Consider the following 14870-nt stretch of genomic DNA (forward strand, 5'->3'; position numbering starts at 1 on the left):
GCACGCTTTCCGGGCGCCATAAAAAAAGGCGCCCGAGGCCCGGAGTCCGGAGGGCCTCCGGCGCATGACACCTGGAGAGCGGTGCGCGGCGCGTGCCGCGCTGGAGCGGATCAGCGCACTTCCGGTGCGAGGCGCTTGGCGACGACGACGACGCGTTCGAGTTGCACCACGCGCACCTGCTTGGCGGCGGCGGGCGCATCGACGGGCGGGTGACGCACCGTCGCGGCAAATGCCAGCGAGGTGGTACCGACGATGGCGAAGATGACGGCGCTGAGGGTGAGGCGGCTGATCATGGTGGGGCTCCTGGTTCGGCTCGTTCGCGGGATGCGATGGAGCGAACTCTAGGAGCCGGTCCGGCGCGCGCCAACCGGTGTGCGATGAACCGCGCCCGGTGCGGGATGGACTGCAGTCTGCCGCGACGGGCGTCGACCGCCTGTCGCCGGCCGCCCCGTCAGATCGGCTCGGTGCGCGTGGTCAGCCAGGCCAGCGCGGCCCCGTCCACCAGCGGCGCGAGGCGTTCGCGGACGGTCGCGTGGTACGCGTTGAGCCAGTCGATCTCGTCGGCACGCAGCAGCGTGCGATCGATGCAGCGGGTGTCGATCGGGCAAAGCGTGAGCGTCTCGAATTCGAGGAACTCGCCGAACTCGGTCGTCGCGGCCGGCACGTTCAGCACCAGGTTCTCGATCCGGATGCCCCAGCGGCCGGGCCGGTACAGGCCGGGCTCGATGCTGGTGATCATGCCGGGCTCCATCGCCATCGTCGCATCGGGGATCGCCTTCGAGATGCTTTGCGGGCCCTCGTGCACGTTGAGGAAGTAGCCGACGCCGTGGCCCGTGCCGTGGCCGTACTCGAGCCCGTGGGCCCACAGCGGCGCGCGTGCGATCGCGTCGAGCATCGGCGACAGCGTGCCGCGCGGGAAGCGGGTGCGGCTCAAGGCCAGCGTCCCCTTGAGCACCAGCGTGTAGTCGCGGCGGTGCTCGGCGGTGATCGTGCCGATCGGCCAGACCCGCGTGATGTCGGTCGTGCCGCCCAGGTACTGGCCGCCGGAGTCGATCAGCAGCAGGCCATCGCCTTCGATCGTGGCGTGCGATTCGGGCGTCGCATGGTAGTGCGGCATCGCGCCGTTCCGGTTGAACGCGGCGATCGTGTTGAAGCTCAGGCCGACGAACCCAGGGCGCCTGGCGCGCGCCGCGCTGAGCTGCTCGTCGATCGTCAGCTCGGTGATCGGCTCGCTGCGGGTGCCGTCGGCCAGCGCGGCCTCGAACCACGCATAGAACTCGCACATCGCGGCGCCGTCCTGCGCCATCGCGGCGCGGACGTGGGCGGCCTCGGCGTCGGTCTTGCGGCTTTTCGCCAGCGTGCTCGGGTTGATCGCCTCGACCACGCGCACCTTGACGGCGCTGCGCGCGCCGAAGGTCACGCGCTTCGGGTCGATCAGCAACACCGCCTCGCCGGGCAGTGCCGCCAGGGCGGTTGTCGCGTCCGCGTAGGGCGCGACGCGCACGCCATCGCCGGCGAGGGCGGCCTGCAGCGGCGGTGCGACCTTGCCGTCGGCGACGAACAGGGTCACGCCGCGCGCATCCACCAGCGCGTGGGCCAGGAAGACCGGGTTGAAGCTGACGTCGGCGCCGCGCAGGTTGAACAACCACGCGATGTCGTCGACGGTGGAAATGAAGTGATGGGTCGCGCCGTGTTGCGCCATCGCCGCGCGCACCTGCGCGAGCTTGGCTGCGCGCGGCAGGGGTGCCTCGGGGGCGCGGTGTTCGTACACGGCGGCATCCGGCAGGCCGGGACGCTCGGGCCAGACCTCGGCCAGCGCGTCGAAGTCGGTCCGCAGGTTAACGCGTGCGGCGGTCAACGCGGTCTGCAGCTGCTGCGCGGCGGCCAGGCCGAGCACGCTGCCATCGACGCCGACCGTCGCGCCAGCCGGCACGTGCCGCGCGAGCCACTCGACGTGCGCACTCGAATTGCCGGTCGGGATCTTGACCAGCTCGGTGCCGGTCCCGGCGAGTTCGGCCTCGGCCTGCACCCAGTAGCGGCTGTCGGCGAACACCGCGGCGGTCTCGAGCGTGACGACCAGCGTCCCCATCGATCCGGTGAAGCCCGACAGCCACTGCCGGCCCTGCCAGCGCGCGGGCAGGTATTCGCTGAGGTGCGGGTCGCTCGACGGCACCAGTACGGCGGCCAGGCCGTGGCGGCGCAGCGCATCACGGACCTTTTCGATGCGCAGGCGGTAGGGGGAGGTGCGGGTGTCCATGCGGTGTGTCCTGAGGGGCGGCCGGGAAGGCGCGTGTCGGGATTCTAGAAGTCTGATGGGCCGGCGTAGGAACGAGGCTACCGCACCCCGGCGCGGTGTCCGGTGGCGTGTCCACGGTGCTTCGCCGACACTGACGGCGGCCGCCCGCTTGTCGGGTGGACGTGCGCGTCGCCGAATCCGGTGCGTCAACAGGAGCCTCCATGAGGAACAACAACCGTCCCATTCATCCCGCTGCCTCGCTGTTGCTGGCGCTGCCGCTGCTGTTCGGCGCGCTGCCCGCAGCGCAGGCGCAGGTCAGCGTCGGCGTGGGCATCTCGCTGCCGGGCGTGAACATCGGCATCAACCTGCCGTCGTATCCGCAACTCGTGCGGGTGCCGGGCTACCCGGTCTACTACGCGCCCAGCGCCAGCACCAACTATTTCTTCTACGACGGCCTGTACTGGGTCTACGCAGACGACAACTGGTACTCGAGCGATTGGTACAACGGCCCGTGGTACCTGGTCGAGCCGGCCTACGTGCCGGTGTTCGTGCTGCGGGTGCCGGTGCGCTACTACCGCCGGCCGCCGGTCTACTTCCGATCGTGGCGCGCGGACGCGCCGCCGCGCTGGGGCGATCACTGGGGTCGCGACTGGGAGAACCGCCACCGCGGCTGGGACCGCTGGGACCGTCGCGCGGTGCCGGCCCCGGCCCCGCTGCCGGTCTACCAGCGCAAGTACACCGGCGACCGCTACCCGCGTGCGCCGGAGCAGCAGCGCGAACTGCGCGCGCAGAACTACCGCTACCAGCCGCGCGAAGCGGTGTCGAAGCAGCAGTTCCAGCGCCCGGTCGCACCGTCCAGCGCGATGGCGCCACCGCCGCGCGACGCGCGGCCGGACCGCACCGAACGGCGCCCGGATCGGCCGGTGCCGCCACCGCCGCGCGACGCGCAGCGCCCGCAGCCGTCCGAGGGGTCGCACGCGCGTGCGCAGGTGCAGCCGCCGCATCCTCAAGTGCAGCCGCCGCGGCCGCAGGTGGAGCGCCCGAACGGGCCGCCGGAGCGTCCGCAGGGACGCCCCGAACGGACGCGCGAGCAGCCCGCCCAGGCACAGCCGCGTCCCCAGGCCGAGCGCGTGCAGCCACCGCCGCAGCGCCCGCCCGAGCAGCGCGGACCGCAGGGCGGCGGCTCGGGGCGCGAGGCCCAGCCGGGCCGCCGGGGCGGTGAGGCGCAACAGGACCACGGCCGCGGCGGCCCGCCGGAAGGCCGGGGGCGCGACAAGGACAAGTGACCTGCGAGCCGCTCAGGACGCCGGGTCACGCCGCGGCGAGGGTGGCTCTGCCACCACGCGCGCCGAGCGCTCGTAGGTCCAGTACGCCCAGCCCCAGTCCAGCATCACGATGAGCCGGTTGCGAAAGCCGATCAGGAACCAGATGTGGGCGAACAGCCAGAACAGCCACGCGAAGTAGCCTGAGAAGCGCAGCGCGCCGAAATGGGGCACGGTCAGGTCGACGACGGCCGCCTTGCGGCCGACGGTCGCGAGGTTGCCATAGTCGATGTAGCGGAACGGCTGCGTCGCCTGGCCCTTCAGACGCCGGATCACGTTCAGGGCCGCAGCGCGTCCCATCTGCTTGGCGCCGGGACTGACCCCGGGCACCGGCGTCGGCTTGCCCTTGGACGGATCGGCGGGCGTGCTGAGTGCGGACGCCAGATCGCCGATCACGAGGATCTCCGGGTGGTCTGGCAGGCTGAGGTCGGGCTTCACGATCACGCGACCCGCGCGGTCGAGCACGGCGCCCGCGCTGGCGGCGAGCGCGCGGCCGAGCGGTGAGCCGGCGACCCCCGCGGCCCAGATCACCGTCCGGCTCGGCAGCCGCCACATCTTGGCATGGTCGCCGTCCCGCGTCTCGTAGGTGACGCCTTCGGCATCGATGCCGATGACCTTGCACCCGGTGCGCACGTCGACGCCGAGACGCTCGAGCTGCTCGCGGGCGCGCCGCGAAAGCTGCGGGACGAACGAGCCGAGCACGCGGTCCGAGCCTTCGAGCAGGACGACGTGGGCGCGGGTCGAATCGATGCGACGGAACTCCTGCGGCAGTGTGTGGTTCGCGATCTCGGTCATCGTGCCGGCCATCTCGACGCCGGTCGGTCCGGCGCCGATCACGACGAAGGTCATCCACGCCTCGCGCTCGGCATCGCGTTCGGTGCCGGCGGTGCAGCGCTCCGCGCGCTCGAACGCACCGATCACGCGGGCGCGGATCTTGAACGCATCGTCGAGCGTCTTCAGGCCCGGCGCGAACTCCGCCCAGTCGTCGTGGCCGAAGTAGCTGTGGGTGGCGCCCGCCGCGACGATCAGGTGGTCGTACGGCAGCGCGGCGCCGTCGTCGAGCAGCACGCACCGGTTCGCGGCGTCGACGTCGGTGACCTCGGCCTGCAGGATCGTCAGGTTGCCGCGCTTCATCTCGCGCCGCAGCGTGTGGCGGATCGGCGCGCTGATCGCCGGTGCGGAGAGCCCGGCCGTCGCGACCTGGTACAGCAGCGGCTGGAACAGGTGGTGGTTGGTGCGATCGACCAGCGTGATCTCGACCGGCGCCTTCGACAGCGAGCGTACCGCCTCGATGCCGCCGAAGCCGCAGCCGACGATGACCACGCGGGCCTTGTCGTTCACGCGGCCTCTCCCACCGGGCTGTCGGCCATGCGCAGGCGGTTGCCGACCATCTGGATGTGGCTGCGCAGCGAGTACAGCTCGTCGGCGTAGCTGAGCGGCACATGCACCTCCTCGACGCGCGACTCGATCTCGCCCAGTTCAGCGAGCAGTTGGTCGGCCGGCCGCTTGCCGACGGCCTCCTCGACCTCGCGCAGCTGCGCATACCAGCGGAAGATCCGCGAGCGGATGCGGAACTGGTAGAGCGGCGGCAGCATCCGCGAGAGCGGGATGAGGATCGCGATGATCGAGACCAGCACCGGCCACATCCGGTCGACCAGGTTCGCGAGCCAGAACGGCAGGTAGCGCTGCAGCACCGGAATGCCGTTGGCGTAGAAGCGCTGCGCTTCCTTGGCGAGCGGCTGCTCAGTGCCGCCCGCCTTCGGGAAGTCGCCCTTGTGCTGGAACCAGCCGGCGCCGCCGTGGATCTGCTGTGCCGCCTGCATGAACAGCTGCAGCAGGGCCGGATGGGTGGTGGCACGAGCGAGCAGCGTGGCGGTCGGCGCGAGCAGGCGCACGTCGCGCGGCGGCAGGTCGCCGGCCAGGTCGACCACGCCGCGCGGCAGCGTCACCGGCGTCAGGAACGGGAAGCGACGCGAGTAGGCATCGGCCTGCGCGAAGTCGTACAGGCCGATGCCCGGCGTCTGCAGCAGCATCTGCACCATCAGCGATTCGGGCGCCGAGGCGAAGACCAGCGCGTCCACGTCGCCGCCGATCAGGTCCACCGCGGCCGGCGTCTGCGACTTGCGCACCAGCGTCAGCGCCTTCGGGTCTATACGGTTGGCCTCGAACAGCTTGTTCATCAGGTTCGGCGCGCCGCTGCCGTTGGCGCCGACGTTCAGGCGCCAGCCTGGCAGCTGTGACAGGCTGGACAGCGTCGGCGCCTTCAGCAGGCGCTCGGCCGCGTCGGTGCGGTAGAACAGCCAGACCGGTTCGTAGAACAGGCTGCCGAGCGAGACCAGCGTCGGGTGGTCGTCGCCTTCGTCGGACGGCGCGAGCGAATCGGCCTCCTTGCGCAGGTGCTCGCCGGCACCGCCCTGCATGAACGCGATATCGACGCCGCTGGCCGGGTCCTGCAGCAGGCGCAGGTTCTCGGCGGCGCCCTGCGTCGGCCGCAACTCGACGGTGATGCCGTAGGTCTTGAGGATCTGCGCATAGCGCTTGCCGAACTCGGCATAGGCGCCCTGCTCGGTGCCGGTGGCCAGGACCACCTTGCGCGGGGGCGTCGGGTCGAGGATCCAGTAGGCGAGCACCAGCAGCGCCGCCGCCAGCACGATGAACGGCCCGAAGGTCGCGAGCAGGTCGCGGAACGAGAGCAGGGTGTGTCGCAAGGTGGCCGGCATGCCGGCACGATACCGTATGCTTTTCCAATGAGACTGCTGCTGGTGGAAGACGACCGGATGATCGGCGACAGCCTGCGCGGCGCACTGCGCCTCGAGGGCTACGCGGTCGATTGGGTGCGCGATGCGGCGTCGGCGCAAGCCACGCTGGCCAGCGAGCGCTTCGACCTGGTGCTGCTGGACCTCGGCCTGCCCGACAGCGCGGCGCGCGGCGCGAACGCGACGCCGGACGGCGGCCTCGCCGTGCTGCGCGCGCTTCGGGCGCGCCAGGACGCCACGCCGGTGATCGTCCTGACCGCGCGCGACGGCCCCGGCGACAAGGTCGCCGGGCTCGATGCCGGCGCCGACGACTACCTCGTCAAGCCGTTCGATCTCGACGAACTCGGCGCGCGGATCCGCGCGGTGCTGCGTCGGCACAGCGGCCGGGCGCAACCGGCGCTTGCATTCGGCGGCGTCACGCTCGACCCGGCCACGCGGCAGGTGACCCGCGACGGCGTGCCGGTGCTGCTGTCGGCGCGCGAATTCGCCGTGCTGGAGGCGCTGCTGCAGCGCCCCGGCGCGCTGCTGTCCCGCGCGCAACTCGAGGACCGGCTGTACGGCTGGGGCGAGGAGATCGAGAGCAACGCGGTCTCGGTCTACATCCACCAGCTGCGGCGCAAGCTCGGTGCGGACTTCATCCAGAACATCCGCGGCGTCGGCTACTTCGTCGGCAAGCCATGAATTCGATCCGCGTTCGCGTGCTGCTTGCGCTGCTGGGCATGCTCGTCGTCACCGCCGCGCTGCTGGGGGTGCTGACCTACCGCAACGTGCTGGCCGAGACCGAGGCGCTGTTCGACTATCAGCTGCGGCAGATGGCGTTCTCGCTGCGCGACCAGGGCGAGATCGCGCCCGCGCAGGCGAGCACGCTGGCCGACGAGGAACTCGATTTCGTCGTGCAGATCTGGACCGCGGACGGCCGCGTGATCTACCCGCCGCGCCTGCGCGACGACCTGCCGACCCGGGCGCTGCTCGGCCTGGCCGACGTGACGGTGCGCGGCAGCACCTGGCGCACCTTCAGCGTCGCGTCGCGCGACCGGGTGATCCAGGTCGCGCAACCGCTGCAGACTCGGCGCCGGCTCGCCGCAGGTGCGGCGCTGCGCAGCGTCGCGCCGCTGCTGGTGATCGCGCCGGCGATGGCGCTGCTGGTGTGGTGGCTGGCGGCACGCACGCTCGCGCCGCTGCGACGCGTGGCCGAGGGCGTTCGCGCGCGCGACGAGCAGTCGCTGCAACCGCTGCCGACCGCCGGGCTGCCGGACGAGGTCGCGCCACTCGTCGCGGCGCTGAACGGGCTGCTGCAGCGGCTCGGCACGTCGCTCGGCGCGCAGCGGGCCTTCGTCGCCGACGCCGCACACGAACTGCGCTCGCCGCTGACCGCGCTGAAGCTGCAGATGCAGCTGCTGCGGCGCGCGCCCGACGACGCCGCCCGGGCGGCCGCCGTCGACGCGCTGAACGACGGCATCGACCGCGCGGCGCGGCTGGTCGAGCAGTTGCTGACGCTGGCCCGTGCCGAGCCCGGCGCGCCACTGGCGGCCTTTGCGCCGGTCGATCTGGGCGAGGTCGCACGCACGGCGTTGGCCGAGACGGTGCCTTTCGCGCAGACGCGCGGCACGACGCTGGCGCTGCATGCCGAGGCACCGGTCCGCGTCCAGGGCGACGCGGCGGCGCTGGCGATCATGGTCCGCAACCTCGTCGACAACGCCGTGCGCTATGCGCCCGCCGGCGCGCGCGTCGACGTGAGCGTGGGCGAGGAGGGCGGTGCGGGCTGGCTGCGCGTCGACGACAGCGGCCCGGGCATTCCGGCCGACGAGCGGGCGCGGGTGTTCGACCGCTTCTACCGCCATGCGCCCGGCAACGAGGCGGGCACCGGCCTGGGCCTGGCGATCGTGCGCAGCATGGCCGACCGGCATCACGCGAGCGTCGCGCTCGCCGACTCGCCGCTCGGCGGCTTGCGGGTCGAGCTGCGGTTCCCGGCCGCCATTCCCGACATAATGCCGCCGGCGTCGCCGGCTCTGCCTACACTACCGGGCGCAGCGCCGGCGGGCGCCCTGCTTCTTTCCAAACCTTCGCAAGGCGAACCATGAAATCTGTCGTTTCGATCCTGGCCGTGACCTTGACCCTGGCGACCCAGGCCTTCGCCGCGCCGCCCAAGCCGATGAGCCTGGACGACTCGGCGAGCTTCCTGATCGACGCACCGACGGCCGAGAAGATCTGGAAGGAGACGACGCCGGCCCGCGTCACCAAGCTGTACCCGATCCGCAAGTTCCGCTTCGTCAGCGAGATCACCGGCGGCTTCACCGAGAACAAGACCTGCGTGGTCACCGCGCGCGCGATGCTGCTGCCGGTCGTGTTGCTGCCGGTGCAGGGCACCAAGGTGGTCTATGCGCCGATCAAGTCGGCGACCGCGTTCGACGCGGTGCCGAGCCTGAGCCGCGAGCAGTGCCAGGGCGTCGCCCGCACCAAGTTGAAAGAGGCGATTCAGTCGCTCTCGGCGAGCCTGGCGGCGAGCTGATCGCGCTCCGCGCGCACCCTCGCCAGGTCGGCGTTGACGCGGTCGACGTCGGCCGCGAAGCGTGAGGCCACCAGCTCGATCATCTTGAAGCCGAACGCCGGGTTCTGGTAGTACAGCTGCTTGACGGTGCTCTCGTCGATCGACAGCACCGTGCAGGGTTCGGCGCAGCGGGCCGTCAGGCGGCGGCGCCGGTCCGGCGAGAAGAACGCGATCTCGCCGAAGATCTGCCCCGGCGCCAGGCTCCCGCCGGTCTCGACCAGCTCGATCCGGCCATCGGCCAGCATGTAGAGCCGGTCGCCGATGTCGCCCTGGTGGAACAGCACCGCGCCCTTGCGCATCTTGGCCGCCCGCATATAGGGCCGCAGCCACACCGACGAGAGCTCGCCCTCGGCGCGCACCGCCTCGACGCGGCGCGTGAGCCGCTTCATCTCGGCGAGCCGGAAGAAATTGAGCGGCAGCAGCGTCGCGTGCAGCAGCAGCATCGGGTAGGAGGGGTGCAGCGCGCCGTAGGCAACGAAGCCGACATTGCTGCCGATGGCCAGCCAGCGCAGCGGGATCATCGTCTTGACGAAGCTGCTGACCAGCACGAAGGCGGCGGCGACCACGACCGACAGGATCGCGAACAGCTCCGACGGCGATTCGAGCGCCGCCTGCATATAGCGTTGAAGCTCGGCAAGCAGGTTCGCAAACAAGGCACGGCCTTTCGTTGAGGCGGCCGGCAGGGGCCGGACATGTCGGTATCCAGGTCGGGATTCTGGCCCATGAACAAGGGCTGCGTGAACGCGTCTTCTCTGGTACAACCCAGCCGCGCGCCGGTCCTGCGTGCGCGATCAGCCCTGTCGACTCACCCGGAGACTGACCCGATGCGATTCCTCCCTGTGCTCCTGCTCGGCCTGTGCATCGCGGCGCCCACCCGGGCGGCCGACGACGCGTCGATTGCGGCCTTCTCCTCCGCGGCCGCCGGCGACCCGCCCGCCGCCTGGAAATTCACCACGCTGCCGAACAAGACGCCAACCAAGTTCTCGATAGTCGAACTGGGCGGCGCGAAGGTGCTGAAGGTCACCGCCGAAGATTCGTACGGCAACCTGGTCCACGCGATGAAGGTCAAGGTCTCCGACCAGGCCACGCTGTCGTGGCGCTGGCGGGTCGACAAGCTGATCGACGAGGCCGACCTGAAGGTGCGGTCGGGCGAGGACGCGGCGGCCAAGGTCTGTGTCTCGTTCGGCTTCGATGGCAGCAAGCTGCCGTTCGGCGAACGCGCCAAGCTGTCGCTCGCGCGCTCCAGCACCGGTGAGGACGTGCCGACCGAGACGCTGTGCTACGTGTGGGACAACAAGCTGCCTGCGAACACCGACCTCGTCAGCGCGTTCACCAAGCGCATCCGCTTCATGGTGCTGCAAAGCGGCAGCGCGAAGCTCGGGCAATGGGTCAGCGAGAAGCGCAACCTCGCCGCCGACCACCAGCGCATGTTCAAGGACGAGTCCGAGGGCAACGTGCCGGACGTGGTGGCGGTGGCGGTCGGCGCCGACGCGGACAACACCCATGGCAAGGGGCTGGCCTACGTCGGCGACCTGACGCTGAAGCCCTGAACGGGCGGTGACTTAACGCCCGCTTAACCGGGCGCTAACCGTGCCCTAACCGGGCGCTCCTATCTTTGGGCCATGCGGAATATCCCGCGATCGGCCACGAGCCAAGGAGCGAACATGTCACCACTCAAACCCCTCAGCGCGGCGCTCGTCGCCGCGGGCGTGCTGGCGGTGGGAACCGCGGGCGCGATCGATCTGCCCGGCTGGCTCAAGAGCAAGCCCGCCGTCACGCAGCCGGCTGCACCGTCGACCTACCAGGCCGTCTCGGACATCACCGCGCCGGCCCCGGTGGCGATGCTGCCGGCACAGAACACGCCGAACTACCGCGCGATCGTCAAGACCTTCGGCCCGGCCGTGGTCGGCGTCACCGTCGCCGGCATGCACAAGACCTCGGCCGAGGAGCAGGGCCTCCCCCCGGGGATGGAGAACGACCCGTTCTTCAAGTTCTTCCGCGGGATGCCGGGGTTCCAGCAGCGCGGCCCGCAAGGCGGTGGCAACGTGCCGTTCCGCGGCATGGGCTCGGGCTTCATCATCAGCTCGGACGGGCTGATCCTGACCAATGCGCACGTCGTGCGCGAGGCGAAGGACGTGACCGTCAAGCTGAGCGACCGGCGCGAGTTCACCGCCAAGGTGCTGGGCTCCGACCCGACCACCGACATCGCGGTGCTGCGCATCGACGCCAAGGACCTGCCGACGGTGCGGATCGGCGATGCGCGCAACCTCGAGGTCGGCGACCCGGTGCTCGCGATCGGCGCGCCCTACGGCCTGGAGCAGACGGCGACGCAGGGCATCGTCAGCGCCAAGGGCCGCTCGCTGCCGGGTGACAACACGGTCGTGCCGTTCATCCAGACCGACGCCGCGGTGAACCCCGGCAACTCCGGCGGGCCGCTGTTCGACGGCACCGGCACGGTGGTCGGCATCAACGCGCAGATCTACTCGCAAAGCGGCGGCTTCCAGGGTCTGAGCTTCTCGATTCCGATCAACGTCGCGATGAAGGTCAAGGACCAGATCGTCGCGACCGGCAAGGCGAGCCACGCGCGCCTGGGCGTCACGATCCAGGACCTGAACCAGGCGCTGGCCGAGTCGTTCGGGTTGAAGCGGCCGGACGGCGCGCTCGTCGCCAACGTCGCGCCGAACAGCGCGGCCGCGGCGGCAGGCCTGAAGTCGGGTGACGTGATCACCGAGGTCAACGGCCAGCCGGTGGTGCGCTCGGGCGAGCTGTCGAGCCTGATCGGGCTGTCGTCTCCGGGCGAGAAGGTCAAGCTGAAGGTGTGGCGTGACCGCTCGCCGCGCGACATCGAGGCCAAGCTCGGCGGCGCGGATGCGGAGGCCACGCAGGTGGCCGACGCCAGCGGCGCCGTGCAGCGCGGCCAGCTCGGTCTGAGCATGCGCCCGCTGACGCGCGACGAGCGCCTCGAGTCGAAGATCGACGAAGGTCTGGTGATCGAGAACGTCGCCGGACCGGCCGAGAAGGCCGGCATCCAGCCGGGCGACGTGCTGCTCGCGATCAACGGCCGGCCGGTGCGGTCGGTCGACACCGTGAAGCAGGTGCTGAGCGCCAAGCCGAAGAGCGTTGCGCTGCTGGTGCAGCGCGACGGCGACAAGATCTTCGTGCCGGTGAATCTGGGCTGAGCCCGGGCGGGTCTGCGCGCGGATCAGAGGTCCGTGCGCAGCTTCCAGATTTCGGGGAACAGCACCACGTCGAGCATCTTGCGCAGGTAGCCCACGCCCGAGGTGCCGCCGGTGCCGCGCTTGAAGCCGATGATGCGTTCGACCGTCGTCACATGGCGGAAGCGCCAGAGGCGAAATGCGTCTTCCAGGTCGGTGAGTTCCTCGCCGAGCTGGTACAGGTCCCAGTGCGCCTTCGGGTCGCGGTACGCGACCAGCCAGGCCTGCTCGACAGCGTCGCTGGCCTGGTACGGCTGGGTCCAGTCGCGCTCGGTGTGCGAGGCCGGCACGGCCAGACCGCGCCGCGCCAGCAGGCGCAGCGACTCGTCGTACAGCGACGGCGCGCGCCACGCCGCCTCGACGCGCGCAAGCAGCTCGGGCCGGTGTGCGTGGGGCTTGAGCATCGCGGCGTTCTTGTTGCCGAGCATGAATTCGATGCAGCGGTACTGCGCGCTCTGGAAGCCGCTGCTCGCGCCGAGGTAGGGCCGCATCGCGGAGTACTCGGGCGGCGTCATCGTCGCGAGCACGTCCCACGCGTGGACCAGCTGCTCCATGATCTTGCTGACCCGCGCGAGCATCTTGAACGCGCTGCCGAGCTCGTCGGCAGCCACGCACTTCACGGCCGCCGTCAGCTCGTGCAGCAGCAGCTTCATCCACAGCTCGCTGGTCTGGTGCTGCACGATGAACAGCATCTCGTCGTGCGATGGCGAGCGCGGGTGCTGGGCGCTCAGGATCGCGTCCAGGTGCAGGTAGTCGCCGTAGCTCATCTCCTTCGAGAAGTCGAGCTGGGCGCCTTCCTCGGCGACGATCTTGTCGGGTGTCGTGCCCATCACGTGACCGCGGCGCGTTGGTTGAAGCGGGCCTCGCGCCACTCGCCGCCGTCGAGCACCGCGTGCAGGTGCTCGACGGCGTCGAAGACGTCGACGAAGCGGGTGTAGAGCGGCGTGAAGCCGAAGCGCAGCAGGTCGGGCGCGCGGAAGTCGCCGATCACCCCGCGGGCGATCAGCGCCTGCATGATCGGATAGCCGCCCGTTTCGTGCGCGAAGCTGGCCTGGCTGCCGCGATGCGCATGCTCGCGCGGCGTCACCAGACGCAGGCCGAGGCCCGCGCAACGCGCCTCGACCGACGCGATGAACAGGTCGGTCAGCGCCAGCGACTTGCGGCGCAGCGCGGCCATGCCGCCGAAGCGTTCGGCGCGGGCGAACACGTCGAGCCCGCACTCGAGGGCGGACATCGACAGCAGCGCCGGCGTGCCGCAGACGAAGCGCTGGATGCCGAGCGCCGGGCGGTAGTCGGTCGTGAACTCGAACGGCGCGGCATGACCGAGCCAGCCCGACAGCGGCTGGCGCAGCTGCTCGCGGTCCATGCGCGCCGTGTGACGCGGATGGGCCCACACGAAGGCCTGAGCGCCGGGGCCGCCGTTCAGGTACTTGTAGCTGCAGCCGACCGCGAAGTCGGCGTCCGCGCCGGTCAGGTCGACCGGTACGGCGCCCGCCGAGTGGGCCAGATCCCAGACCATCAGCGCGCCGGCGGCGTGGGCGTCACGCGTGACGGCGGCCATGTCGAACATCCGGCCGGTGCGGTAGTTGACGTGGGTGAGCATCAGCACCGCGAGCCGCTCGTTCAGGTGCGTGGGCAGCTCGTCCGCGTCGATCAGGACCAGCGTCATGCCGTGGGCCCGCGCCAGGGTCTCGGCGATGTAGAGGTCGGTCGGGAAATTGCTGCGTTCGGAGACGATGAGGTCGCGGCCCGGCGCATCGAGCTTCTGCAGGCTGATGGCCGTGCTCAGCGCCTTGTAGAGGTTGGTCGAGGTCGAATCGGCGACGATCAACTCGTCCGCGCCGGCGCCCACCAGCTTGGCGATCTGGTTGCCCAGACGCTGCGCCAGGTCGATCCAGCCCGCGGTGTTCCAGCTGCGGATCAGGCCGTTGCCCCACTCGTCCTGCACGACCTGCTGGACGCGCGCAGCAGTCGCCTTCGGCAGCGCGCCGAGCGAGTTGCCGTCGAGGTAGATCACGCCGTCGGGCAACGCGAACGCTTCGCGCAGCGGGGCCAGCGGATCGGCCGCGTCGAGGGCCAGGCAGTCGTTTCTCGGGGTCGTCATCACAGTTCTCTCAGGACCGCGCGCACGGGGGACGCGTCGGCCATCGTCAGTTTCAAGGGGAGGGCGATCAGCTCGTAGTCGCCGGCGGGAACGTCGTCGAGCACGAGGTTCTCCAGCACGCGCAGGTCGTGCTTCAGGAGCAGGTGGTGGCTGTCGAGCGTCTTGCTGTCGGCCGAATCGACCGACTGGCTGTCGATGCCGACCAGCCGCACGCCGCGCGCCGCGAGCCAGCCGATCGTCTCGGGCGCGAAGGCGGAGAACTCGGGCGACCACGCGGTCGGCGCGGTCGTGCAGGTGCGCACCAGCACGCGCGGCGGCAGGTGCTCGCTGGCGTGCGCGAGGTGCTCGGGCCGGACCAGCGGCCCGCAATCGATCGCGTGGATCACCCGGCACGGGCCGAGGTAGGGCGCGAGGTCGACCTGGCCGATCGTCGGGGCGCCCGGGCCGTAGTGCAGCGGCGCGTCGGCGTGCGCGCCAATGTGCGGCGACAGCGTGATCGCGCTGAGGTTGACCGGGCAGCCGGGGCCGATCTGCGCCGTCCATTGCTGCGAGTAGCCGGTGTCACCGGGGAACAGCGGCGAGTCGGTCGCGATCGGCGGGGAAATGTCCCAGAGCTTTTTCATGGCGGTGCGAAGTTAGCACCGGCCGAACGACCGTGGTGTCGGTTTTTTCGGACGCCCCGGTCCGGT

The 14870-nt window shown here is 70.8% G+C and carries 14 protein-coding genes; 6 read left to right on the forward strand and 8 right to left on the reverse strand.

Annotated elements, in window-relative coordinates; all coding sequences use genetic code 11:
• Nucleotides 1-110: 110 nt before the first annotated feature.
• Nucleotides 111-293 (reverse strand): hypothetical protein, encoded by a 183-nt coding sequence (locus ACWH49_RS19365; protein WP_448171050.1) that lies wholly within the window; start codon nucleotides 291-293, stop codon nucleotides 111-113.
• Between the two features lie 158 nt (nucleotides 294-451).
• Nucleotides 452-2257, reverse strand: coding sequence for an aminopeptidase P family protein (locus tag ACWH49_RS19370; protein ID WP_448172948.1), 1806 nt, complete (start codon nucleotides 2255-2257; stop codon nucleotides 452-454).
• 200 nt (nucleotides 2258-2457) lie between these two features.
• On the opposite strand from ACWH49_RS19370, the gene ACWH49_RS19375 reads away from it, so the two are divergent.
• Nucleotides 2458-3522, forward strand: a complete 1065-nt coding sequence (locus ACWH49_RS19375) for a hypothetical protein (protein ID WP_448172949.1) — start codon at nucleotides 2458-2460, stop codon at nucleotides 3520-3522.
• 12 nt (nucleotides 3523-3534) lie between these two features.
• Here ACWH49_RS19375 and ACWH49_RS19380 read toward each other — a convergent pair whose 3' ends face one another.
• Both ACWH49_RS19380 and ACWH49_RS19385 read right to left on the reverse strand, forming a co-directional pair.
• Entirely contained in the window at nucleotides 3535-4899 is a 1365-nt protein-coding gene (locus tag ACWH49_RS19380; RefSeq protein ID WP_448172950.1) for an NAD(P)/FAD-dependent oxidoreductase, read from the reverse strand.
• Nucleotides 4896-6278 (reverse strand): TAXI family TRAP transporter solute-binding subunit, encoded by a 1383-nt coding sequence (locus ACWH49_RS19385; RefSeq protein WP_448172951.1) that lies wholly within the window; start codon nucleotides 6276-6278, stop codon nucleotides 4896-4898. The genes ACWH49_RS19380 and ACWH49_RS19385 overlap by 4 nt, the downstream gene beginning before the upstream one ends.
• Nucleotides 6279-6305: 27 nt before the next feature.
• Here ACWH49_RS19385 and ACWH49_RS19390 point away from each other — a divergent pair, with 27 nt between their 5' ends.
• The 3 genes from ACWH49_RS19390 to ACWH49_RS19400 are packed head-to-tail and all read left to right on the forward strand — an operon-like array spanning nucleotide 6306 to nucleotide 8823.
• Entirely contained in the window at nucleotides 6306-6995 is a 690-nt protein-coding gene (locus ACWH49_RS19390) for a response regulator (protein ID WP_448172952.1), read from the forward strand.
• Complete coding sequence (locus ACWH49_RS19395; RefSeq protein ID WP_448172953.1) at nucleotides 6992-8395, forward strand: ATP-binding protein; 1404 nt, start codon at nucleotides 6992-6994, stop codon at nucleotides 8393-8395. Before ACWH49_RS19390 ends, ACWH49_RS19395 begins: the two co-directional genes overlap by 4 nt.
• Nucleotides 8392-8823, forward strand: a complete 432-nt coding sequence (locus ACWH49_RS19400; RefSeq protein ID WP_056467848.1) for a hypothetical protein — start codon at nucleotides 8392-8394, stop codon at nucleotides 8821-8823. Before ACWH49_RS19395 ends, ACWH49_RS19400 begins: the two co-directional genes overlap by 4 nt.
• On the opposite strand, the gene ACWH49_RS19405 is transcribed toward ACWH49_RS19400, so the two are convergent.
• A complete protein-coding gene (locus ACWH49_RS19405; RefSeq protein WP_448172954.1) occupies nucleotides 8790-9515 on the reverse strand; it encodes a Crp/Fnr family transcriptional regulator in 726 nt (241 codons plus the stop codon). The genes ACWH49_RS19400 and ACWH49_RS19405 overlap by 34 nt on opposite strands.
• Before the next feature lie 171 nt (nucleotides 9516-9686).
• Here ACWH49_RS19405 and ACWH49_RS19410 point away from each other — a divergent pair, with 171 nt between their 5' ends.
• Both ACWH49_RS19410 and ACWH49_RS19415 read left to right on the forward strand, forming a co-directional pair.
• Nucleotides 9687-10412, forward strand: a complete 726-nt coding sequence (locus tag ACWH49_RS19410) for a DUF3047 domain-containing protein (protein WP_448172955.1) — start codon at nucleotides 9687-9689, stop codon at nucleotides 10410-10412.
• A gap of 114 nt (nucleotides 10413-10526) precedes the next feature.
• Nucleotides 10527-12041, forward strand: coding sequence for a Do family serine endopeptidase (locus ACWH49_RS19415; RefSeq protein ID WP_448172956.1), 1515 nt, complete (start codon nucleotides 10527-10529; stop codon nucleotides 12039-12041).
• Between the two features lie 23 nt (nucleotides 12042-12064).
• On the opposite strand, the gene kynA is transcribed toward ACWH49_RS19415, so the two are convergent.
• From kynA to kynB, 3 genes are read right to left on the reverse strand one after another with little or no spacing between them, the layout of a single operon-like run.
• On the reverse strand, nucleotides 12065-12907 hold the full coding sequence (kynA, locus tag ACWH49_RS19420; RefSeq protein ID WP_448172957.1) for a tryptophan 2,3-dioxygenase: 843 nt from the start codon (nucleotides 12905-12907) through the stop codon (nucleotides 12065-12067).
• A complete protein-coding gene (gene kynU / locus ACWH49_RS19425; RefSeq protein WP_448172958.1) occupies nucleotides 12907-14181 on the reverse strand; it encodes a kynureninase in 1275 nt (424 codons plus the stop codon). Before kynU ends, kynA begins: the two co-directional genes overlap by 1 nt.
• Nucleotides 14181-14804, reverse strand: a complete 624-nt coding sequence (gene kynB / locus ACWH49_RS19430; protein WP_448172959.1) for an arylformamidase — start codon at nucleotides 14802-14804, stop codon at nucleotides 14181-14183. Before kynB ends, kynU begins: the two co-directional genes overlap by 1 nt.
• Nucleotides 14805-14870 lie beyond the last annotated feature (66 nt).

The organism is Rhizobacter fulvus (assembly GCF_964020785.1).

What these genes read in the sequence shown, in the direction of transcription:
- ACWH49_RS19365 (WP_448171050.1), bottom strand. Translation starts at nt 293, where the DNA reads ATGATCAGCCGCCTCACCCTCAGCGCCGTCATCTTCGCCATCGTCGGT.
- ACWH49_RS19370 (WP_448172948.1), bottom strand. Translation starts at nt 2,257, where the DNA reads ATGGACACCCGCACCTCCCCCTACCGCCTGCGCATCGAAAAGGTCCGT.
- ACWH49_RS19375 (WP_448172949.1), top strand. Translation starts at nt 2,458, where the DNA reads ATGAGGAACAACAACCGTCCCATTCATCCCGCTGCCTCGCTGTTGCTG.
- ACWH49_RS19385 (WP_448172951.1), bottom strand. Translation starts at nt 6,278, where the DNA reads ATGCCGGCCACCTTGCGACACACCCTGCTCTCGTTCCGCGACCTGCTC.
- ACWH49_RS19390 (WP_448172952.1), top strand. Translation starts at nt 6,306, where the DNA reads ATGAGACTGCTGCTGGTGGAAGACGACCGGATGATCGGCGACAGCCTG.
- ACWH49_RS19395 (WP_448172953.1), top strand. Translation starts at nt 6,992, where the DNA reads ATGAATTCGATCCGCGTTCGCGTGCTGCTTGCGCTGCTGGGCATGCTC.
- ACWH49_RS19400 (WP_056467848.1), top strand. Translation starts at nt 8,392, where the DNA reads ATGAAATCTGTCGTTTCGATCCTGGCCGTGACCTTGACCCTGGCGACC.
- ACWH49_RS19410 (WP_448172955.1), top strand. Translation starts at nt 9,687, where the DNA reads ATGCGATTCCTCCCTGTGCTCCTGCTCGGCCTGTGCATCGCGGCGCCC.
- ACWH49_RS19415 (WP_448172956.1), top strand. Translation starts at nt 10,527, where the DNA reads ATGTCACCACTCAAACCCCTCAGCGCGGCGCTCGTCGCCGCGGGCGTG.
- kynA (WP_448172957.1), bottom strand. Translation starts at nt 12,907, where the DNA reads ATGGGCACGACACCCGACAAGATCGTCGCCGAGGAAGGCGCCCAGCTC.
- kynU (WP_448172958.1), bottom strand. Translation starts at nt 14,181, where the DNA reads ATGACGACCCCGAGAAACGACTGCCTGGCCCTCGACGCGGCCGATCCG.
- kynB (WP_448172959.1), bottom strand. Translation starts at nt 14,804, where the DNA reads ATGAAAAAGCTCTGGGACATTTCCCCGCCGATCGCGACCGACTCGCCG.